Genomic DNA, 17,561 nt, shown 5'->3' with positions numbered 1-17,561 from the left:
CAGCATATGTGAGTAATGGCGTTCTACGCACTGGCCCGTTCGCGCCGGGAACGTGCCGGGAATGGGTGCATTGGTGGGTCATACACCAGTTGCAATAATGGAGCGGAGGCCATGCAGGCAACGCCCTTGTTTCTCGGCGCTTGTGCGCTCGCCTCGATTGCCGGCGTCGTCAGCGGCGCTACCATCAACACCCGTCCGATCCAGCACGCCGGCATCGGAATGGAGGAAATTGTCCGTCCCGCGATCCAGTTCGGCGCAGCGGGCAGCGAACTGAGCGAGCAAGTCTCTTTGCCCGACCACTATGCGATGCGGACGCCCGAGGGCATCGTGGAAGTCGGAGAGCTGTCGATGCGAGGGATTTACGCGCAGCGCCGGTTTGGTTGGCGACAAGCCCAGTGGGCGCCTCCTCCGGAGCCGAGTCTCGAAGAGCCCCAGGCGGAGCCCGGCTGGTCGTATGCGGCCGATGTGGTGCCTGCCGACCCAGCTATCGTTCCGGCCTCGCAGCCGCAGCCGCAGACGCCACAACCGCAAGATGCGTTCGCCCCGTCGCCCTCATCAGCGGGCGACGCACGTACGATCGACGTGGAGTTCGAACTGGCGAGCAGGTAGCCGTTCAGGCTTCCTCGGCAGCGCGACGGTCGGCACGATCGCGCTCGGTGCGCAGGCGATCGGTCATGACCTTTTGGGCCTGGTCTGCCAGGGCACGCCACGTCTTGGCCGCGCGCAGATTGCGTTCGCGCACATTGTCGAGCGTGGCCGCATCAGCCTCGGCAGCAGCTTCGTTGGCGCGGGCGTCGTAGAAATCGAAGGTCTGGCTCATGTTAAAGCTCCGCGAGGCCGAAGGGTCCCCTCCCGCACGGGCGGGAGGGGTGTTTTTCATTGAAGAACTCAGTCGGCCGAAGTCAGGTTGACCGCGCTCTCCTTGCCGTTACGGCCCTGCTCGATCTCGTAGCTAAGGCGCTGGTCCTTATCGAGCGAGTGCATGCCGGCGGCCTGGACGGCCGAGATGTGGACGAAGCTGTCGCCCGAGCCGTCGTCGGGCTGGATGAAGCCGTAGCCCTTGTCGGTGTTGAAGAACTTGACGGTTCCGGTCTTGGTCATGCGTGTTTCCTTTCAAGAAACGATAGCGCCCTTCGCAGCGTGCGAAGGGGTCGTGCGTCAGGTCGTCAAAAGAAAGGAAGTCGTCGTCTGGGTACGCGGGGCAATCCAGGGAAAGCGCAAGCGGTCGTCAAAAGTCGAAGTCCGTCGCAAATTTCGACGTCAGCAGGAGTGCACTAGCACGGGTCGCCGGGAATAGCGAATCGCAAGGTCGTGCAAACAAGTCGGGCCAGCGAAACGTCGCCGGGCCGCCCTTCGCGGAGCAGCCCGGCGAGCAAGTTCGTCAGGGGAGCTTGCGGGCCTGTGCCAGGTGACCTTCGACCACCGGCGCAGTCTTCGCAGCGAACTCCTTGAGCGCCCCGTTGTCGCCGCCCTGGGCATAGCCCTGGAGCATCGAAAGCGCCTGCTCGTGCGCCGCTACCTGCTGCTGCTTGTACGTCGCGTCGAAGTTGTCGCCGGCGCTCTTCAATGCGTCGAGACCGGACTGCTGCTTGGCGGTCAGCTTCGGAGCGACCGTGACCCCGTCGGCCTTGCCGGCAGCCGCTTTAAGATCGGCCGAGGACTTTGTGTGGTCCTTCACCATCATCGCACCGAAATCCTTCACGGCCTGGCTCTTGCCCGTCTGCTGGGCCAGCTTGCCGGCTTCGATCTCGTACATGTCGCTGGCTGAAGCCTGATCGACGAAGCCCTGCGCGTTCGTCGGCATCATCGCGTCCCCAGTGGGGGCGGGATTCACGGTCGCGTTATCAGTCATTGCCGTATCTGTTGCCGTGGCGTCGGCTGAATTGTCGTCCGCACCTCCACAAGCGGCGAGCGCGAAGGTTGCAGCGGCAGCAAGAAGAAAGCGGTGTTTCATGGCGACTGTCCTTGAGTGGTTGCCAGGAAAATTGCGACTGTCCGCCCAACCCGCCAAGCCGCCGCCCGTTCCGAAAAATCCGGCGAAATCTGGCACTTCCGAGCGGCAATCGGCCGCCGCTCCCTCAACCGCCTCTATTCGCGTTCGTAGGTCCCCGTGAGCAGCGCAACGCCGATGACATGACCTTCGATCGCATCGATCAAAGCCTCACGTCCTGCGCCCGGCTGGAGCGGAACCGGAGCATCGAGCGCGAATAGCTGGAAAACGTAATCGTGCTTGCCGTGTCCGCTCGGCGGATCAGGTGGCAGCCAGCCGGCCTGGCTGTAGGAGTTCAGTCCAACCATCGGTGGATCGTCCCCCTCGAACAGCGCGCCGGCACCCACGGGAAAACCCCAACCGAGCAGATGGACCAGGGGCTGCGGGCTCGGCGCGTCCGGGTCCTCGACGATCAGCGCCAGGCCTTTCGTTCCCGCCGGCGGCGCGGTCCACGCGAGCGGCGGGGCGCAGGCGTCTTCCTCGTCGGCGGTGAAGGTCGGGTCGAGTTCCTCGCCGTCCTGGAAGGCTACGCTGGTCAGGACGAATCCGCCTGCCCCGAGGGTCTCCTCGCTCGCCAGCCGGGCGGCCGCCAGCTTGCCGTGCCCGGCGCGCACGCTCTTGAGCGCACGGCCTAGAAAGGAGGGAACATGTTCGAGCATTGGCAATCCTTCGATCTTCTTGCGTCATTCACGCGGGGTAAGCGTGAAGGTTCCGGACAGCGCGGCCGTTTGCGGTTGGCGAGGTCCGCGCTGAGGCGCTAGGCCGGCGCCTATGAACGACGATCGGCCTTACGTCACCATCCTCGTCGATGCGGATGCCTGCCCGGTCAAGGAAGAGGTGTACCGCGTGGCGCTGCGTCACGGGGCGGCGGTAAAGGTGGTCAGCAACTCGCTCTTCCGGGTGCCCGATCACCCGCTCGTCGCCCGCGTGCTGGTTGGCGACGCGTTCGACGCCGCGGACGACTGGATCGCCGCATTGGCCAACCCCCGCACGGTGGTGATCACCGGCGACATCCTGCTGGCCGAACGCTGCCTCAAGGCCGGAGCGCAAGTACTCGCCCACAACGGCCGCCCGTTCGACGCCGGCAGCATCGGGACCGCGATCGCGACCCGGGCCATCATGGCGGACCTGCGCGCCGGGTTCGACGGACCTGGCGGGGGACCGCCCCCCTTCGCCAAAGCCGACCGTTCGCGCTTCCTCCAGTCGCTTGACCGGGTGCTGGTCAGCCTGGCGCGTGGCTAGGCGCGCCGGAACGCTTGCCCCGCCGCCTCCGTTGAAGAAACACGCAACGGAGATTGAAAAATGGCCGACAAGCACCCGACCCAGGGCATGGTCGACGACAGACACAAGGGCGATCCCGGCGGCACCGGCATCCCGATCGATACCCGCGGTGCGGGCGGCGGCGGACCGATCGGGCCGAAGGACAACGGGAAGGGCTTTCACGGCGGGCAAAGCAACGCGGCCTATCACGGTCACGGCCGGCTCGGCGAGCAGGAGGTCGAGGGCCAGGAAAACGCCAACTCCCCCAGCGGCGAACCCTGACCGACATACCCTTCCCGCCCCGAGCGATCGGGAGGATTACGAATAGCCCGGGATAGCCCGCCCGTGACACTGGCGATGCACGTCAACAGCGGAGCGCGGCCATGCCATTTTCGTTACCGGAGCCGCGGCGGGGATAGGAATCGCACTTTCCACCCTGCCCGTCGCGGCCTCCGTCGCTCCGGCCCCGCCGGCCGATCAGGTACTTCGGGAGGCGCCCCTCCGCGTGCAGCCGGCGATATCCCCGACCATCTCCCGGTCGCCGGTCCTTGCCCCGGCGGAATCGATACCGGCCGACCAGGTCCTCCGCCTCGCTCTCGCGCCGCTGACCGACTGGGTGTTCGAGGCGGAAGACTGGGGCGAGCGGCCCGAGTTGGGGCTTTCGGTCCAGGACATGAGCGGCTGGGGCAGCGAATGGAGCCGCGACCGGCAGATCTTCTGGAACCCGCAGCCACCGGCCTACGTCTTCAAATGGGACTTCAGCGTCAGCGCCGCGAGGTATCTGCGGATCAACCTCACCGCCGCGCCCGATTACGCCCCGCTGACGATCCGCCTGGGCTGCTATCGCCAGACCGCCGCCAACTACTACCAGCTCCTTTCAGAGCACGTGATGTATCACGACGGCTACGCCACCTCGGTCCGCCGGCAGTCGGTCGGCTTCCCGATAGTTGTCGACCCCAAGTGCAAGACCGCCGACATGTACCGACTGCTGTTCGTCGCCAAGCCTTCGGAGGGGCGCACGTTCGGCGGGATCGACAACATCGTGGTGCAGCACTAACCGCCCCAGTCGTGGCTCAATAGCTTGATCGTCACCCGCCCGGTGGCGACGAGCGTGCCGTCGGCGTCGTGCATCGGCACCTCGGCGGTGTAGCCCGCGCTTCCCTTGCGCTCCAGATCGGCGAGGAGGCCGGCGATCTGTTCCTCCGATAGAGTAAACTCACCGGTCACGTCGCTCGCGGCCATGCGGTGGAAATCGACCGCGATGTCCTTCACGATGGGGAAGTAGCGCGCGGTATCGAGGATGGAAATTCCCGGCCCCGCCGCCGCCGCTTCGGCCAGGATGCAGAACGCGCCGAGGTACATGACATCGACGTGGTTCGCGTTGCCCTCCAGCGGCATGAGCAGCTTCGAATGTCCGCGGCTTTCCTCCAGCCGGCGCATGCCGGTGCGTTCCACCATCGGCACGCGGTAGGCGGGCTTGGCCTGATCAGTCATGCGCACTCCGGAACGAGGTTGCGGGAGGCGCGAGCCTCGCACGAACGGCCGCGCGAGTCGCGTGTTTTGCGCAAAGCCGCCGCGCCGCATTTGTTGGACCCATGGACCGCATGGACCACTGTCCTGGAGTAGAAAAAGGCGGAGCCCGCAAACGCCCTGCAAGCCTTGCGGCAGGAATGATCGGAAGGGGCGGGAAGCGGGCATCTCACCGCGCCAGTAATCCCGATTTGGCCGGAGTAGGAAAGCCCCGATCTGAACCCCAAGCCGCGACCTGCGCGTATGTCCCCTGTAAAAGCAGGAGAAGCACACGATGCAGCAACACGGCAAGCCGATGATGGGCTGGGGCAAGTTCGCGGCCATGATCGCCACTTCGACCGCGATCATGTTCCCGCTGATGTACCAGCTGGTCTACGAATGGGACCACGCGGTGTTCAGCCTCAACCGGCTGATGGCCTCGCTGGTGATGGGCTGCGTGATGACCGCGGTGATGCTCGCCTTCATGTGGCCGATGTACCGCGGGAAGACGACCAAGGTGATCGTGCTGGTGGGCGCGCTCGTCGGAGCGGTTGCGCTGCTCGCGATCAACCGCAGCCAGGCGCTGATCGGCGACACGGCGTTCATGAAATCGATGATCCCGCACCACTCGATCGCGATCAACAACGCGCGCAAGGCGACCATCACCGACCCCCGCGTGCGCAAGCTGGCCGACGGAATCATCGAGGCCCAGGTGCGCGAGATCGCCGAGATGAAGGCGCTGATCGCGGATATCGAGGCGAACGGCAGCCGCGGCACCGCCGCCCTCGCCCCGCGCGAGGCGAAGGTGACGCCGGACATGAAACCGGAGATCGAGGCGGCGGTCCGCTAGCCCGCCCGCCCCCTCAGCGGCAGGTCACGTTGTTCGCGTCGATCGCCGCGCCCGCCGCTCCGCCGACAACCGCGCCGATGATCGTGCCCAGCGTCTTGGAGCCCCCCGGCGCGATGATGTTGCCCAGCACCCCGCCCGCGATGCCGCCGACGATGAGGCCGGTCGTCCCGTCCGCGCGGCGGCAGTAATAGCGCCCGTCCTGGCCACGGTAGATGCGGTCGTTCCGGTTCAGGCGATAGGGGCGATAGCGGGAATCGTTGCGGTAGTAGCGGTCGGCATAATATCCGCCGTAGCGCGGATCGGGGCGGTCGTAATCGTACCGGCCATACTCGCTGTAATAACCGCGATCGTAGTAGCCATGGGGGCTGTCGTAATAGTCGGTCGTGGCGCAGCCGCCGATCGTGGTCAGGCTGGCAGCAGCGGCCAGCGCCGCGAGCATCGTCTTCATGGCCTGTCTCCCAGACATGCGCCCCGCTTCCAGGACGTAACAACCGCGCGGGGCTGCGGGCCATTCGTAGACTTACGATATCAGTGCCTTAATCCATTTCTCATTTCTGGGTGGGAAAGTGCGGCCATGATATCGGACCTGCTTGCCCTGCTCGACAAGCCGCTGGTGCTGCTGATTGTGATGACCGTCGGCGGCGTGATCGGCATCGCGCTGGAAGGCACGCTCAATCGCATCGACCGCGAAAAGCGGCGCGCTTACTGGCGCGGGCGCAATGCGGCCAACGGCAAGCGCGGCGCGAAGTTCGTGCCGATCAAGGAGCCGGAAGTGCAGGCAGCGGACTTCGCCGCCGATCAGCTTAAAGCCGTAAGCAAGGCATCGTTCTCAGCGCGCGCGCTACTCAACAGGCCCGAGGCCGCGGTCTTCAAGGCGCTCGACAAGGCGGTAATCGAGCGCAATCCCGGCTGGCAGGTGATGGCGCAGGTGAGCCTGGGCGAATTTCTCGCCAGCCCCGACAAGGACGCCTATTTCGCGATCAATTCCAAGCGGGTCGATTTCGCCCTGATGGACGAAAACGCCCGAGTGGTTCACGCGCTTGAGTACCAGGGGAACGGCCACCACCTAGGCATTTCCGCCGCCGCGCGCGACGCGGTGAAGAAGGAGGCTCTGCGCAAGGCCGGGATCGGCTATCACGAGGTGGTCGCCGGGCATACGACGGCGGGGGAGCTGCGCAGGCTGGTGGCGAAGCTGGTCCCGCTCGCCGGATGCGAACCCCAAGCCCAGCGGACCGGGTAGAATTATTCTCAGCCGCGCCCCAGGAGGAAGCCGAAGAACAGCGCGGTGGTGACGGGCCGGTATTGGTGGCTGCTGGCGATGCCGGTGACGGGCTGAGGGTCGCGCACTTCACGATCGAGAAGAACCGCCCCGCGACCTTCACCTACCCCCTATGGAGCCTCGCCGCCGACTTCCGCATGTGGTGGCTGTGGCTGACCGGACGGCTGGGGTCGGAGTAAAGAGCGGCAGGGGTGCGATACAGTTAACCGCCGACGATCGGAGCCAGTGAATCCCCTATCACCGATCTCAAAAAGCGCTTCCAATCCTCTTGCTGTTGAGCGGAAGGATTTGGAATAGTGAACACCTTGCGATAACCGCACCATGCATCGAGCACTGCTCGCCAAATCTCATCCACGTCTCTGCTCAGTAGAGTGAATTCGGCAAGATACTCTTCTTTCAGAGCTGCGGGGGGCGCCCAAGTCCTTGATCAGATGGCCAATGACATCCGCCTAAACCTACCACGCCCAGACGAACTTTCATTGGCCACTCCGCCCCTCCCTTCGTCATGTGCGGGAGAGCGTACGCAAGGAACTTGAGCCAACCTTCCGGAATTGAGTCGCCTCTAATACAAAGGTATTCACCAAATTTTCGAGCAAGATCAGTCCTGGTCCCCCAGAGCTCACCTGTTCGCTCAAACCGCTTGGTGATTGCATGCACCTTGGATGTATCGTCGAACAGAACACTTCCAGGATACGTGAGAACGCCGTCTAAAGTTGCACCCCAGCTAAACCCGCCATTCATTTCGATCAAAAGATCATGCCTGTCTAGATCGTCCGAACCGAACCATCGGCTAGGCAGGATCCGCACAAAACTTCGCGGAGGTGGGAAAACTTTTTTTGTGCCTGATCCGTGATCAGGCTCGTTGATTAGCATCTCGCCTTTCTCGTTTGGCCAGATCGATTTGTCTTCTGCGTCGTTGTCTGCCCAACGATCAGCAGGGAGTAAGCGGCCGGGCTCTTCGATAACGATCAGCCTAAGAGCTTCAACCAGTTGCTTGGTAAGTTGCTCCGTTACGCGCTGACGCGTTGGCCTGTCGGCTTCTCGAGCTAAGGCAAACGCAATTGGGCCCCGCCGCCCTCTCATGTCAAATGGAAGGTCTTCAGGACAGCAGCCAGTGAGAGCCGTGTTCCAGACTTGGACTAGACGCAGCGGCGAAAGTGCCTTTTTCGCGTAGCCAAGTTCTATTAGAACATTAGAGTTAGGAAGATGTTTGACCTTGCCAGCGGCTGAAGTCATCGTTGTGACTGGCGTCATGTCTGCCACAAACGCCGATGCAAGATCGATTTTCTTCAGTATTGTCTCGGTAATGTCAGGAGACCCTGGAACGCCTTGCGTGTCCTTGTCTAACTGTAAGTTTTCCTCGTCGGGACGATCAGCAGCGATGAGGTCTGCGTTCAGATCCTTTATTGCTGCAGCAAGCGCGGCCTCAATGACGTCACGCGTAACCTTCCGCGGCTGATCGCTCTGCCAAGAGTAGAATACGTTGGGCATTATCTACTCCGCTCTACCATATAGATCGTTGCCGTTACGAAACGCTCGCTCATCTCCGCCATCCCAGCTTCCACCTCCCCGGCCGCGACGAAACATCCCCCCCCGGCGCTCTTGCTTGGCCGCAAAGTTGCACACTTCCTGGGTGATCTTCATCGAGCAGAAGTTGTCCTCAGTCCACTCGTGCGACTGCGGCCCGGACCCGCACGTCGAGCAGAAGTGCGCGATCCTGGCGCCTGCACACGCCAACATTCACCCCTTCTTCACCCCCTGCTTCGCCTTGTGCTCCGCGATCAGCTGGTCGATCTCGGCGATCCGCTTGCGCTCGGGAGTGCCCACCGGCAGCCCCTTCAGCCGGCAGGTCGCCCACAGCGTCTTGCGTTCGGATTCCAGCTTTTTGGCGTAGAGGTCCGCCATCAGTCGTGCTCGCGGTTTCCGGCGCCGATGTACAGCTCCCGCCCACCCTCGTTGTAGACCCGGCTCATCTCCGCCATCCCGGCTTCCGCCTCCTCGGCGGCAACGAATGTGCCCACCTCGGCATTCTGCTTCGCCGCGAAGTCGCGCACTTCCTGGGTGATCTTCATCGAGCAGAACTTGGGCCCGCACATCGAGCAGAAGTGGGCGGTCTTGGCGCCTTCCGCCGGCAGGGTCTGGTCGTGGTATTGCTCGGCGGTGTCGGGGTCGAGGCTGAGGTTGAACTGGTCGCGCCAGCGGAATTCGAAGCGGGCGCGGCTCAGCGCATCGTCGCGGACCTTGGCGGCCGGGTGGCCCTTGGCGAGGTCGGCGGCGTGGGCGGCGAGCTTGTAGGTGACGACGCCCACCTTCACGTCGTCGCGGTCGGGCAGGCCGAGGTGTTCCTTGGGCGTGACGTAGCAGAGCATCGCCGTGCCGAACCACCCGATCATCGCCGCGCCGATGCCGCTGGTGATGTGGTCGTAACCGGGCGCGATGTCGGTCACGAGCGGCCCGAGGGTGTAGAACGGCGCCTCGCCGCAGGCGGCAAGCTGCTTGTCCATGTTCTCCTTGATCTTGTGCATGGGCACGTGGCCGGGCCCTTCGGTCATCACCTGCACGTCCTGTTCCCAGGCGCGCTTCGTCAGCTCGCCCAGGGTGTAGAGCTCGGCGAACTGCGCCTCGTCGTTGGCATCGGCGATGCTGCCGGGGCGCAGGCCGTCGCCCAGCGAATAGGCGATGTCGTAGGCCTTCATGATCTCGGTGATCTCGTCGAACCGTTCGTAGAGAAACGATTCCTTGTGATGCGCGAGGCACCATTTCGCCATGATCGATCCGCCGCGGCTGACGATGCCGGTGACGCGCTTGGCGGTCATCGGGATGTAGGGCAGGCGCACGCCGGCGTGGATGGTGAAGTAATCGACGCCCTGCTCGGCCTGCTCGATCAGCGTGTCGCGGAAGATCTCCCAGGTGAGGTCCTCGGCGATGCCGCCGACTTTCTCGAGCGCCTGGTAGATCGGCACGGTGCCGATGGGGACGGGCGAGTTGCGGATGATCCATTCGCGGGTGTCGTGGATGTTGCGGCCCGTCGAGAGGTCCATCACGGTGTCCGCGCCCCAGCGGATCGACCAGACCATCTTGTCGACCTCGCTCGCGACGTCCGACGCGACGGCGGAGTTGCCGATGTTGGCATTGATCTTGACGAGGAAGTTGCGCCCGATCGCCATCGGCTCGGCTTCGGGGTGGTTGACGTTCGACGGGATGATCGCCCGCCCCCGTGCCACTTCGTCGCGGACGAACTCGGGGGTGACATAGTCGGGGATCGACGCGCCCCAGTCCTGCCCATCGCGCTCGCGCTTTAGCTGCGCGCGGCCCAGGTTCTCGCGCTCGGCGACGTATTCCATCTCGGGCGTGATGATCCCGCGCCGGGCGTAGTGCATCTGGCTGAGGTTCGCGCCGGGCTTGGCGCGGAGAACGGTCTTCGCGACATTGGGGAACGCCGGCACCCCGCCCGACCGGTCCGGGCCGAGCTGGCCGTTGTCCTCGGGCTTCACCGCGCGGGCGGCGTATTCCTCGACATCGCCGCGGGCGAGCTGCCACTGGCGGCGCAGCTGCGGCAGGCCCGCGCGGATGTCGATCTGCGCGGTCGGGTCGGTATAGGGCCCGGAGGTGTCGTACACCCGCACCGGCGGCTCGCCGCTGGACGGTTCGAGATCGATCTCCCGCATCGCGACCTTGAGCGGGCCGACATGGACCTTGCGGCTGCCGCGAATGGGGCCGGTGGTGACGCCTATTTCGAGCTTGGAGTTGATGTCGGCCATGTGCGCGCGGTCCTTGTCTGGACGGACTGGGGGCGCATCGACCGGCCCTCCCTCCGCCCGTGCTAACGGGTTCAGGTTCGACGGGTCGGTGGATGCGAAGCCACCCTCTCAGCCTGCGCAGGCTCCCCGGGGATGACACGCGTCTAGACCTGTGAGAGCATCGGGTAAAGCCGCCACCCGGAAAGGACCCGCCCCATGGCCACCGCCGCCCTCGAACGCCGTCCCGAAGCCCCGGTCGATGTCAGCAGCAACGATCTCTATGTCGAGGACCGCTGGCGCGAGCCGTTCGCCCGGATGCGCGCCGAGATGCCGCTTAGCTGGCGGGCCGAGAGCCCCTATGGCGCCTACTGGTCGGCGGTGACCCACGATCTCGTCACCGCGATCGAACTCGATCACCAGACCTGGTCGTCGGAGCTGGGCAACATAACCATCCAGGACGGGGTGGCCGGTCACGAATTTCCCAATTTCATCGCGATGGACCCGCCCCGCCACACCGAGCAGCGCCGGGTCGTCTCCCCCGCGTTCAATCCCAGCGGCATGGTCCGCCTGACCGAGCAGGTGCGCGCCCGCACCGCAACCCTGCTCGACGAGCTGCCGCGCGGCGAGACGTTCGACTGGGTGGAGCAGGTCTCGATTCCGCTGACGATGGGGATGCTGTGCATCCTGTTCGACATGCCTTTCGAGGAACGGCACGACATCAAGACCTGGTCCGACATGGCGAGCAACGTCTCGCCCGACACCCAGAGCGAGGAATACTACCAGCGCTTCATGGGGGAGATGGGCCGGATGCTTGCCCGCTTCGACCAGCTGATGGAGGAGCGGCGCGCGCTGCCCGCCTCCGACGACCTCCTCAGCCGGATGGTGCACAGCGAGGCGATGGGCCACCTCACCCCGATCGAGCGGATCGCCAACCTCGCGCTATTGATCGTCGGCGGTAACGACACCACCCGCAATTCGATGAGCGGGCTGGTCGAGGCCTTTGCCCGCTTCCCCGGCGAGCTCGACCGGTTGCATGGCGATGCGTCGCTGATCCCCAACGCGGCGCAGGAAATCGTCCGCTGGCAATCGCCGGTCACGCACATGCGCCGCACGGCGACGCGCGATACGGAATTAGCCGGACAGAAGATCGCGGCGGGCGAGAAGATCGTCATGTGGTACATCTCGGCCAACCGCGACGAGAAGGTTTTCGCCGATGCCGACCGGTTCGACGTGGGCCGGGCCAACGCGCGCCGTCACGTCGGCTTCGGCCACGGCATCCACCGCTGCGTGGGCGCGCGGCTGGCCGAGGTCCAGCTGGCAACGCTGATCGAGGAGTGGGTCGCGCGCGGTTGGCGGGTGGTCCCCCAAGGCGAGCCCACGCGGTTGGCGAGCCCGTTCCTCCATGGCTTTACCGCCATGCCGGTGCGTATCGAGAGCCGCGGCTAGGGTCCAGCCGCGGCTCCGTTCGCCGTCATTATCAGGCGGCGTTTTCCAGCGGCCGGCGCGCTCGCGCTTCCGATCGCTTGCCGTCGTAGACGAATTCCGGCCCCTCTACGTCGATGTTGGGGAATTCCTCGCGCTCGCGCCAGTAATCCTGGTTGTGCCGCCATTCGGCCTTGTCGCCGCGGCGCGGCATCGCGCCGAGCCCGCGCATCAGGTAACCAGGGTTGAAGTTGTCCTCCTCGATCCAGGGCAGCACTTCCATGCCTTCGTCCTCGGGGCGGAAGGTCACCTCGACCCGCTTGGCGCCGGTTTCGTGCATGTGGTTTAGCAGGCGGCAGACGACGTCGCCCATCATGTCCACCCGCAGCGTCCAGCTTGCGCGGAAGTAACCCATCACCCAGGTCATGTTCGGCACGCCGGTGAACATCATGCCCCGGTAGTTGACCGTTTCCGACCAATCGACCTGCTCGCCATCGACGGCGAACGGGATGCCGCCCATGACCGACAGGTTGAAGCCGGTCGCGGCGACAATGATGTCCGCCTCGATCTCCTCGCCAGACGAGGTCCGCACGCCCTTTTCGGTGAAGCGGTCGATGGTGTCGGTCACCACCGTCACCTTGCCCGACGCGGCAGCCTGGAAGATGTCGCCGTTGGGGCAGAAGGCGAGCCGTTGCTGCCAGACGCGGTAGCGCGGGGTAAAATGCGGCTCGAACTCGAAATCCTCGCCCGCGTACTGGCGGATGAGGGCCTTCAGCTCCTCGAACACCACTTCCGGTTCTTCCATGCAACGCTTGGTCATCATGTCCTGGTCGAACATGATCTGCTGGCGGACGATGCGGTGGATGGTCGGCTCGTCCACGCCGACCTGGCGCAGGCGGTCGGCCAGCTCGTTCTTGTTCTCGCTGCAATAGAAGTAGGTCGGCGAACGCTGGAGCATCGTCACGTGCGCGGCCTTTTCGGCGAACGCGGGGACCACCGTGGCGGCTGTTGCGCCCGATCCGATCACCAGCACCCGCTTGCCGGCGTATTCGGTCTTCGGATCCCACAACTGGGCGTGGACGAACGTGCCCTTGTAGTCGGACAGGCCTTTTTCGCTCCACTCGGGCGGGATGTAGGGCTTTTCGTGGTCGTAGTAGCCCTGGCACATCCACAGGAAGCTGCAGGTGAAGGTCTGCTCGGCGTTATCGGACAGCCGGGTTGCATTCACCGTCCAGCGGTCGGTCTCGCGCGAATAGGCGCACGACATGATGCGATGGCCGTAACGGATGTGATCGCCGATGTGGTTCTCCTCGATCACCTCGCCCATGTACTTGAGGATTTCATCAGCGCTGGCGATCGGCGCGCCGACCCACGGCTTGAACCGGTAGCCGAAGGTGTAGAGATCGCTGTCCGAGCGAACGCCGGGATACTTGTGCGTGTCCCAGGTCCCGCCGAACGTGTCCTTCATCTCGAGGATCGCATAGCTCGCCCACGGGCACTGGTCCTGCAGGTGGTACGCCGAGCCGATGCCCGAGATACCCGCCCCCACGATCAGGACATCGAAATGTTCGCCGCCTTGTCCGGTCATTGCAGTGGATCCTCTTTCCCGTAATTCGGTTCGATTCTGCCACCGAGTTTGAACCCGTTCGTTGACCGGGATCAATCTCTATTCGACGGTTCGACCCTGGGAGATGACCCAATGGACTTTTCGGGGCGCGGGAGAAGTCAGAAGGTATAGCCGATTCCCACCGCGGTGAACCACTGGTCGGCGCTGCCGCGGATCGAGGTGTAGGGGGAGCGTTTCGCATCACCCATCATTCGCGAGTAGCCGCCGATCACCACCGCCGAGACGCCGCCGTTGGCAAGGTTTCCGCCGAAGTCGTAAGCGGTGAGCAGGGTCGCCCCCGCCCTTGTCCAACCGCTGTCGGCGGTGAACGTGGGCAGGCCGCTCGCCGCGCTCTGGGCCGGGGTCACCGAATAGTAATAGCGCATGAAATCACCGTCGCCGTGCTCGGCGGACAGTGACAGCGAAGCGGCGATGCCGCGGCTGAGCGGAGTGAAGTAGGTCACCGAAGGGCTGACGGTCATGCCTCCGTGCGCCCCGGCCACGTCCCACAGTGCATCGGTACTGAAGCTCAGCGAATCGTAGGGGTTCAGGACGCCCGGGAAGCTGAGCCCGGCGTTGACGCCAAGCTCGACCGCGGTGTCGAGCTCGCCAGCGGCTTTCACCACCGGGTCCTTGATCTGCTTCGCACGGTTGGAGCGGACCCGCGCAGCCGGACCGAGAGAGAAACCGACGCCCTTGCCGGCGTCCGGGATCAGGTCCAGCGCAAGGCCCGCAGGGCGCGGCTGGATGCCGATGCCGGCGACCCGTCCCTGCACGATCGGAGCAGGAAAGACCGCGTAGTCGTCCGACCCGTCATAGCTGGGGCCATAGCCGACGCCGACGCCAAGGCTGAGCCAGGTGTCGTCATAGACCGTGTCGCTCATCGCAGGGGGACCGGCGGGCGCCGGATCGTCCTGCGCCAAGGCAGGCACGGCGGCGAGCGCGGCCGTCAGGCCCGCGACGAAAGCTGTAGTCCTCATTCTGGCTGAATCCCCTGTTTGCGGGAGGAATAACATTTTACGAGGTTGCCCGTTCCTCACGCCCCTGCCTGCCATTGGGGGATCGCTTCGAGCGGCCAGAACAGCATGACCATGTTGAGCGTGAGGTTGTCGCGGATCACCCACAGGGTGAACAGCCCACTCATCGCGCGGGTGATGCCATGCGCGCGGCCCGACGGGAAGCGTTGCCCGCCGCCGGATTGCGCCTTAGGGCAATCGCCGATGAACGGGCGCACCATCGATATCGCGATCGCCGGTGGCGGGCTGGCCGGCGGGCTGATCGCGCTGGCGCTCCGCCGCGCCCGGCCGGACCTGCGCGTGGCGCTGGTCGAAGCCGGGCCGACGCTCGGCGGAAACCATCGCTGGAGCTGGTTCGCGAGCGACCTCGACGCGGAAGGCACGGCGTTGCTCCGCGAGCTGCATCAGACCCGGTGGGACGGGTATTCCGTCCGTTTCCCGGGTCACGCGCGCGACCTGGCGACGCCGTACCACTCGCTCGCCTCGGCCGATTTCGATGCCGGTCTGCGCCGCTTGCTGCCCGAAGGCACGGTGCACTGCGACCGGCCGATAGCCGCGCTCGATGCCCGCGGGATCGACCTGGCCGACGGGGAGCGGGTCGAGGCGCGCTGCGTGATCGACTGCCGTGGGATCGAACGCGCGCCGCAGCTGCAAGGCGGTTGGCAGGTGTTCATGGGCCGCCGCCTGCGCACCGCGCGCCCGCACGGGATCGAACGACCGGTGATAATGGACGCCGCGGTGGAGCAGCACGGCGCCTACCGGTTCGTCTATACTCTCCCGCTGTCCGGGGACGAGCTTTTCGTCGAGGACACCTATTACGCGGATTCGCCGTTGCTCGATCGAACGGTGCTGGCCGGGCGGATCGACCGCTATTGCGAAGCCCGTGGCTGGGACGGCGAGCGTCTCGACCACGAGACGGGCGTGCTGCCGGTGGTGACGGGCGGCGATTTCGCGGCCTTCCAGGCGGCTCACCGCACGCCCGGCGTCGCGGTTGCCGGTGCGAGGGGCGGCTTCGTCCATCCGCTGACCAGCTACACCCTGCCCTTCGCGGCCGCGACCGCTATCGCCATCGCGCGCGAGGCGGACCTTCCCGGCGAGAGGCTCGCGGCCATGATGGAAGCCCGCGCCCGCGCCCACTGGCGGCGGACCCGGTTCTACCGGCAGCTCGGACGGATGCTCTTTGGTGCAGGTTCCCCGGATGAGCGGTACAAGGTATTCGGCCGCTTCTACCGCCTGCCCGAACCGCTGATCGAACGCTTCTACGCTGCCCGCTCGACACCTGGCGACCGCGCGCGGGTGCTGTGCGGCAAGCCTCCGGTCCCGGTGCTGGGCGCCATCCGCTCGCTCGTCACACCGGGCGCGCCACTATCCAGGGAAGCTGCATGACGACCTCCGTTTCTTCCGAAGGCAAGCGCGCCTGCGTCATCGGCGCCGGCTTCGGCGGGCTGGCGCTCGCGATCCGGCTGCAGTCGGCCGGCATCAGGACGACCATCGTCGAAGCTCGCGACAAGCCGGGCGGCCGGGCATATTACTGGGAGCGCGAGGGCTTCACGTTCGATGCCGGCCCGACGGTGATCACCGATCCCGACTGCCTGAAGGAACTGTGGGCGCTGTCGGGCCACGACATCGCCGCCGATGTCGAATTGATGCCGGTCTTCCCGTTCTACCGCCTCAACTGGCCCGACGGGACGAACTTCGACTATTCGAACGACGACCGCTCCCTGCGCGCCGAGATCGACCGCGTCGCGCCGGGCGACTACGCGGGGTACGAGGAATTCCTGCGCTATTCAGCCGGCGTGTTCGAGGAAGGCTACGTCAAGCTGGGCGCCAAGCCGTTCCTCGATTTCCAGAGCATGATCAAGGCCGCGCCTTCGTTGGCGAAATACCAGGCGTGGCGATCGGTCTATTCGATGGTCTCCAGCTTCGTGAAGAACGATAAGCTGCGCGAGGCGCTGTCCTTCCACACGCTGCTCGTCGGCGGCAACCCGATGACCACCAGCGCGATCTACGCCCTGATCCACAAGCTGGAAAAGGACGGCGGAGTATGGTGGGCGCGCGGCGGCACCAACCGGCTCGCCGCGGCGATGGTGCGCCATTTCGAACGGCTCGGCGGCGAGGTGCGGATGCACGATCCGGTCGTGCGGGTGCACACCATCGGCAACCGCGCGACCGAGGTGGAGACGCAGAGCGGCTGGAAGGAACGCTTCCACGCGGTCGCCAGCAATGCCGACCTGATGCACACCTATCGTGACTTGCTGGGCGGCACCAGGCGCGGAACCGACAAGGCGCGCAGCCTTGCCCGCAAGCGGTTCTCGCCCTCGCTGTTCGTGGTCCATTTCGGGCTGGAAGGCACATGGCCCGGCATCCCGCATCACATGATCCTGTTCGGCCCGCGCTACAAAGGGCTGCTCGACGACATTTACGACCACGGTGTCCTGCCGGCCGATTTCTCGATCTATCTGCACCACCCCACGGTGACCGATCCCAGCATGGCCCCGCCGGGCAAGAGCACGTTCTACGCGCTGGTGCCGGTCGCCCACATGGGCAAGCTGGCGGTGGACTGGGAGCAGGTCGGCCCGATGCTGGAAAAGCGCATCCTCGATGAACTGGGCCGGCGCCTGATTCCCGATATCCACGACCGGATCGTGACCAAGTTCCACTACGCCCCGCGCGATTTCGCGATGGACCTCAACGCGCACCTCGGCAGCGCGTTCAGCCTGGAACCAGTGCTCACCCAAAGTGCTTACTTCCGCGGCCACAACCGCGACGACGTGGTGAAGAATTTTTACCTGGTGGGGGCAGGAACGCACCCCGGCGCCGGAATCCCCGGCGTCGTGGCGAGCGCCAAGACCACCGCCGGACTGATGATCGGAGACCTGAGCGAATGAA

Annotated in this window: 21 protein-coding genes, 2 pseudogenes and 1 riboswitch; of the genes and pseudogenes, 10 read left to right on the top strand and 13 right to left on the bottom strand. The window is 65.1% G+C overall.

Annotated features, from left to right (window positions below; translation table 11 throughout):
- Positions 1–111: 111 nt before the first annotated feature.
- Positions 112–609: a hypothetical protein gene (locus IEW58_RS02820; RefSeq protein WP_188643733.1), complete on the top strand. Its 498-nt coding sequence runs from the start codon at positions 112–114 to the stop codon at positions 607–609.
- A gap of 4 nt (positions 610–613) precedes the next feature.
- Here the strand turns inward: IEW58_RS02820 and IEW58_RS02815 are convergent, their stop codons facing one another.
- The 4 genes from IEW58_RS02815 to IEW58_RS02800 all read right to left on the bottom strand — a co-directional run bounded on the left by IEW58_RS02815 (position 614) and on the right by IEW58_RS02800 (position 2,649).
- Positions 614–820: a hypothetical protein gene (locus IEW58_RS02815; RefSeq protein ID WP_188643732.1), complete on the bottom strand. Its 207-nt coding sequence runs from the start codon at positions 818–820 to the stop codon at positions 614–616.
- Positions 821–888: 68 nt separating this feature from the next.
- Positions 889–1,101 (bottom strand): cold-shock protein, encoded by a 213-nt coding sequence (locus IEW58_RS02810; protein ID WP_188643731.1) that lies wholly within the window; start codon positions 1,099–1,101, stop codon positions 889–891.
- Between the two features lie 280 nt (positions 1,102–1,381).
- Positions 1,382–1,852, bottom strand: coding sequence for a DUF4142 domain-containing protein (locus tag IEW58_RS02805; RefSeq protein ID WP_188643730.1), 471 nt, complete (start codon positions 1,850–1,852; stop codon positions 1,382–1,384).
- 236 nt (positions 1,853–2,088) lie between these two features.
- A complete protein-coding gene (locus IEW58_RS02800) occupies positions 2,089–2,649 on the bottom strand; it encodes a YbhB/YbcL family Raf kinase inhibitor-like protein (protein ID WP_188643729.1) in 561 nt (186 codons plus the stop codon).
- A 112-nt stretch (positions 2,650–2,761) separates the two neighbouring features.
- Between IEW58_RS02800 and IEW58_RS02795 the strand changes: the two genes are divergently transcribed.
- From IEW58_RS02795 to IEW58_RS02785, 3 genes are all read left to right on the top strand, one after another.
- A complete protein-coding gene (locus IEW58_RS02795) occupies positions 2,762–3,232 on the top strand; it encodes a YaiI/YqxD family protein (protein WP_188643728.1) in 471 nt (156 codons plus the stop codon).
- Between the two features lie 60 nt (positions 3,233–3,292).
- Positions 3,293–3,532, top strand: a complete 240-nt coding sequence (locus IEW58_RS02790) for a hypothetical protein (protein WP_188643727.1) — start codon at positions 3,293–3,295, stop codon at positions 3,530–3,532.
- Positions 3,533–3,755: 223 nt separating this feature from the next.
- Positions 3,756–4,307, top strand: coding sequence for a hypothetical protein (locus IEW58_RS02785; protein ID WP_188643726.1), 552 nt, complete (start codon positions 3,756–3,758; stop codon positions 4,305–4,307).
- On the opposite strand, the gene IEW58_RS02780 is transcribed toward IEW58_RS02785, so the two are convergent.
- Entirely contained in the window at positions 4,304–4,744 is a 441-nt protein-coding gene (locus IEW58_RS02780) for a PaaI family thioesterase (RefSeq protein WP_188643725.1), read from the bottom strand. The two genes, IEW58_RS02785 and IEW58_RS02780, sit on opposite strands and share 4 nt — an antisense overlap.
- Before the next feature lie 310 nt (positions 4,745–5,054).
- Between IEW58_RS02780 and IEW58_RS02775 the strand changes: the two genes are divergently transcribed.
- Positions 5,055–5,609 (top strand): DUF305 domain-containing protein, encoded by a 555-nt coding sequence (locus tag IEW58_RS02775; protein WP_188643724.1) that lies wholly within the window; start codon positions 5,055–5,057, stop codon positions 5,607–5,609.
- Between the two features lie 13 nt (positions 5,610–5,622).
- Here IEW58_RS02775 and IEW58_RS02770 read toward each other — a convergent pair whose 3' ends face one another.
- Complete coding sequence (locus IEW58_RS02770) at positions 5,623–6,057, bottom strand: glycine zipper 2TM domain-containing protein (protein ID WP_188643723.1); 435 nt, start codon at positions 6,055–6,057, stop codon at positions 5,623–5,625.
- 126 nt (positions 6,058–6,183) lie between these two features.
- Between IEW58_RS02770 and IEW58_RS02765 the strand changes: the two genes are divergently transcribed.
- Together IEW58_RS02765 and IEW58_RS02760 are read left to right on the top strand one after the other, a co-directional pair.
- Positions 6,184–6,849, top strand: a complete 666-nt coding sequence (locus IEW58_RS02765; protein ID WP_229658406.1) for a DUF2726 domain-containing protein — start codon at positions 6,184–6,186, stop codon at positions 6,847–6,849.
- 98 nt (positions 6,850–6,947) lie between these two features.
- Positions 6,948–7,067, top strand: a pseudogene (locus tag IEW58_RS02760) (Mpo1-like protein); the annotation flags it as partial.
- Positions 7,068–7,284: 217 nt separating this feature from the next.
- On the opposite strand, the gene IEW58_RS02755 reads toward IEW58_RS02760, so the two are convergent.
- The 4 genes and pseudogenes from IEW58_RS02755 to thiC form a co-directional block, all read right to left on the bottom strand.
- On the bottom strand, positions 7,285–8,379 hold the full coding sequence (locus tag IEW58_RS02755; protein ID WP_188643722.1) for a hypothetical protein: 1,095 nt from the start codon (positions 8,377–8,379) through the stop codon (positions 7,285–7,287).
- Positions 8,379–8,625: pseudogene (locus tag IEW58_RS14065) on the bottom strand (hypothetical protein); the annotation flags it as partial. The gene IEW58_RS02755 and the pseudogene IEW58_RS14065, both read right to left, overlap by 1 nt.
- A gap of 3 nt (positions 8,626–8,628) precedes the next feature.
- On the bottom strand, positions 8,629–8,793 hold the full coding sequence (locus IEW58_RS02750) for a hypothetical protein (RefSeq protein ID WP_188643721.1): 165 nt from the start codon (positions 8,791–8,793) through the stop codon (positions 8,629–8,631).
- Positions 8,793–10,649 (bottom strand): phosphomethylpyrimidine synthase ThiC, encoded by a 1,857-nt coding sequence (gene thiC / locus IEW58_RS02745; protein WP_188643720.1) that lies wholly within the window; start codon positions 10,647–10,649, stop codon positions 8,793–8,795. The genes IEW58_RS02750 and thiC overlap by 1 nt, the downstream gene beginning before the upstream one ends.
- Positions 10,650–10,680: 31 nt before the next feature.
- Positions 10,681–10,788, bottom strand: a riboswitch (TPP riboswitch).
- Positions 10,789–10,844: 56 nt separating this feature from the next.
- Here thiC and IEW58_RS02740 point away from each other — a divergent pair.
- A complete protein-coding gene (locus IEW58_RS02740) occupies positions 10,845–12,074 on the top strand; it encodes a cytochrome P450 (protein ID WP_188643719.1) in 1,230 nt (409 codons plus the stop codon).
- 31 nt (positions 12,075–12,105) lie between these two features.
- On the opposite strand, the gene IEW58_RS02735 is transcribed toward IEW58_RS02740, so the two are convergent.
- The 3 genes from IEW58_RS02735 to IEW58_RS02725 form a co-directional block, all read right to left on the bottom strand.
- Positions 12,106–13,638, bottom strand: a complete 1,533-nt coding sequence (locus tag IEW58_RS02735; RefSeq protein WP_188643718.1) for a flavin-containing monooxygenase — start codon at positions 13,636–13,638, stop codon at positions 12,106–12,108.
- A 137-nt stretch (positions 13,639–13,775) separates the two neighbouring features.
- On the bottom strand, positions 13,776–14,636 hold the full coding sequence (locus tag IEW58_RS02730) for a MipA/OmpV family protein (RefSeq protein ID WP_188643717.1): 861 nt from the start codon (positions 14,634–14,636) through the stop codon (positions 13,776–13,778).
- Between the two features lie 56 nt (positions 14,637–14,692).
- On the bottom strand, positions 14,693–14,893 hold the full coding sequence (locus IEW58_RS02725) for a DUF2585 family protein (protein ID WP_188643716.1): 201 nt from the start codon (positions 14,891–14,893) through the stop codon (positions 14,693–14,695).
- Here IEW58_RS02725 and crtY point away from each other — a divergent pair.
- Positions 14,877–16,058, top strand: coding sequence for a lycopene beta-cyclase CrtY (crtY, locus tag IEW58_RS02720; protein ID WP_188643715.1), 1,182 nt, complete (start codon positions 14,877–14,879; stop codon positions 16,056–16,058). The genes IEW58_RS02725 and crtY overlap by 17 nt on opposite strands.
- A complete protein-coding gene (locus tag IEW58_RS02715; RefSeq protein ID WP_188643714.1) occupies positions 16,055–17,560 on the top strand; it encodes a phytoene desaturase in 1,506 nt (501 codons plus the stop codon). The genes crtY and IEW58_RS02715 overlap by 4 nt, the downstream gene beginning before the upstream one ends.
- Position 17,561 lies beyond the last annotated feature (1 nt).

The organism is Tsuneonella deserti (genome assembly GCF_014644315.1).
Taxonomy (GTDB): Bacteria; Pseudomonadota; Alphaproteobacteria; order Sphingomonadales; family Sphingomonadaceae; genus Tsuneonella; species Tsuneonella deserti.
Note: the sequence above shows the minus strand (reverse complement) of the source record. Positions and strands in the feature narration are given on the sequence as shown.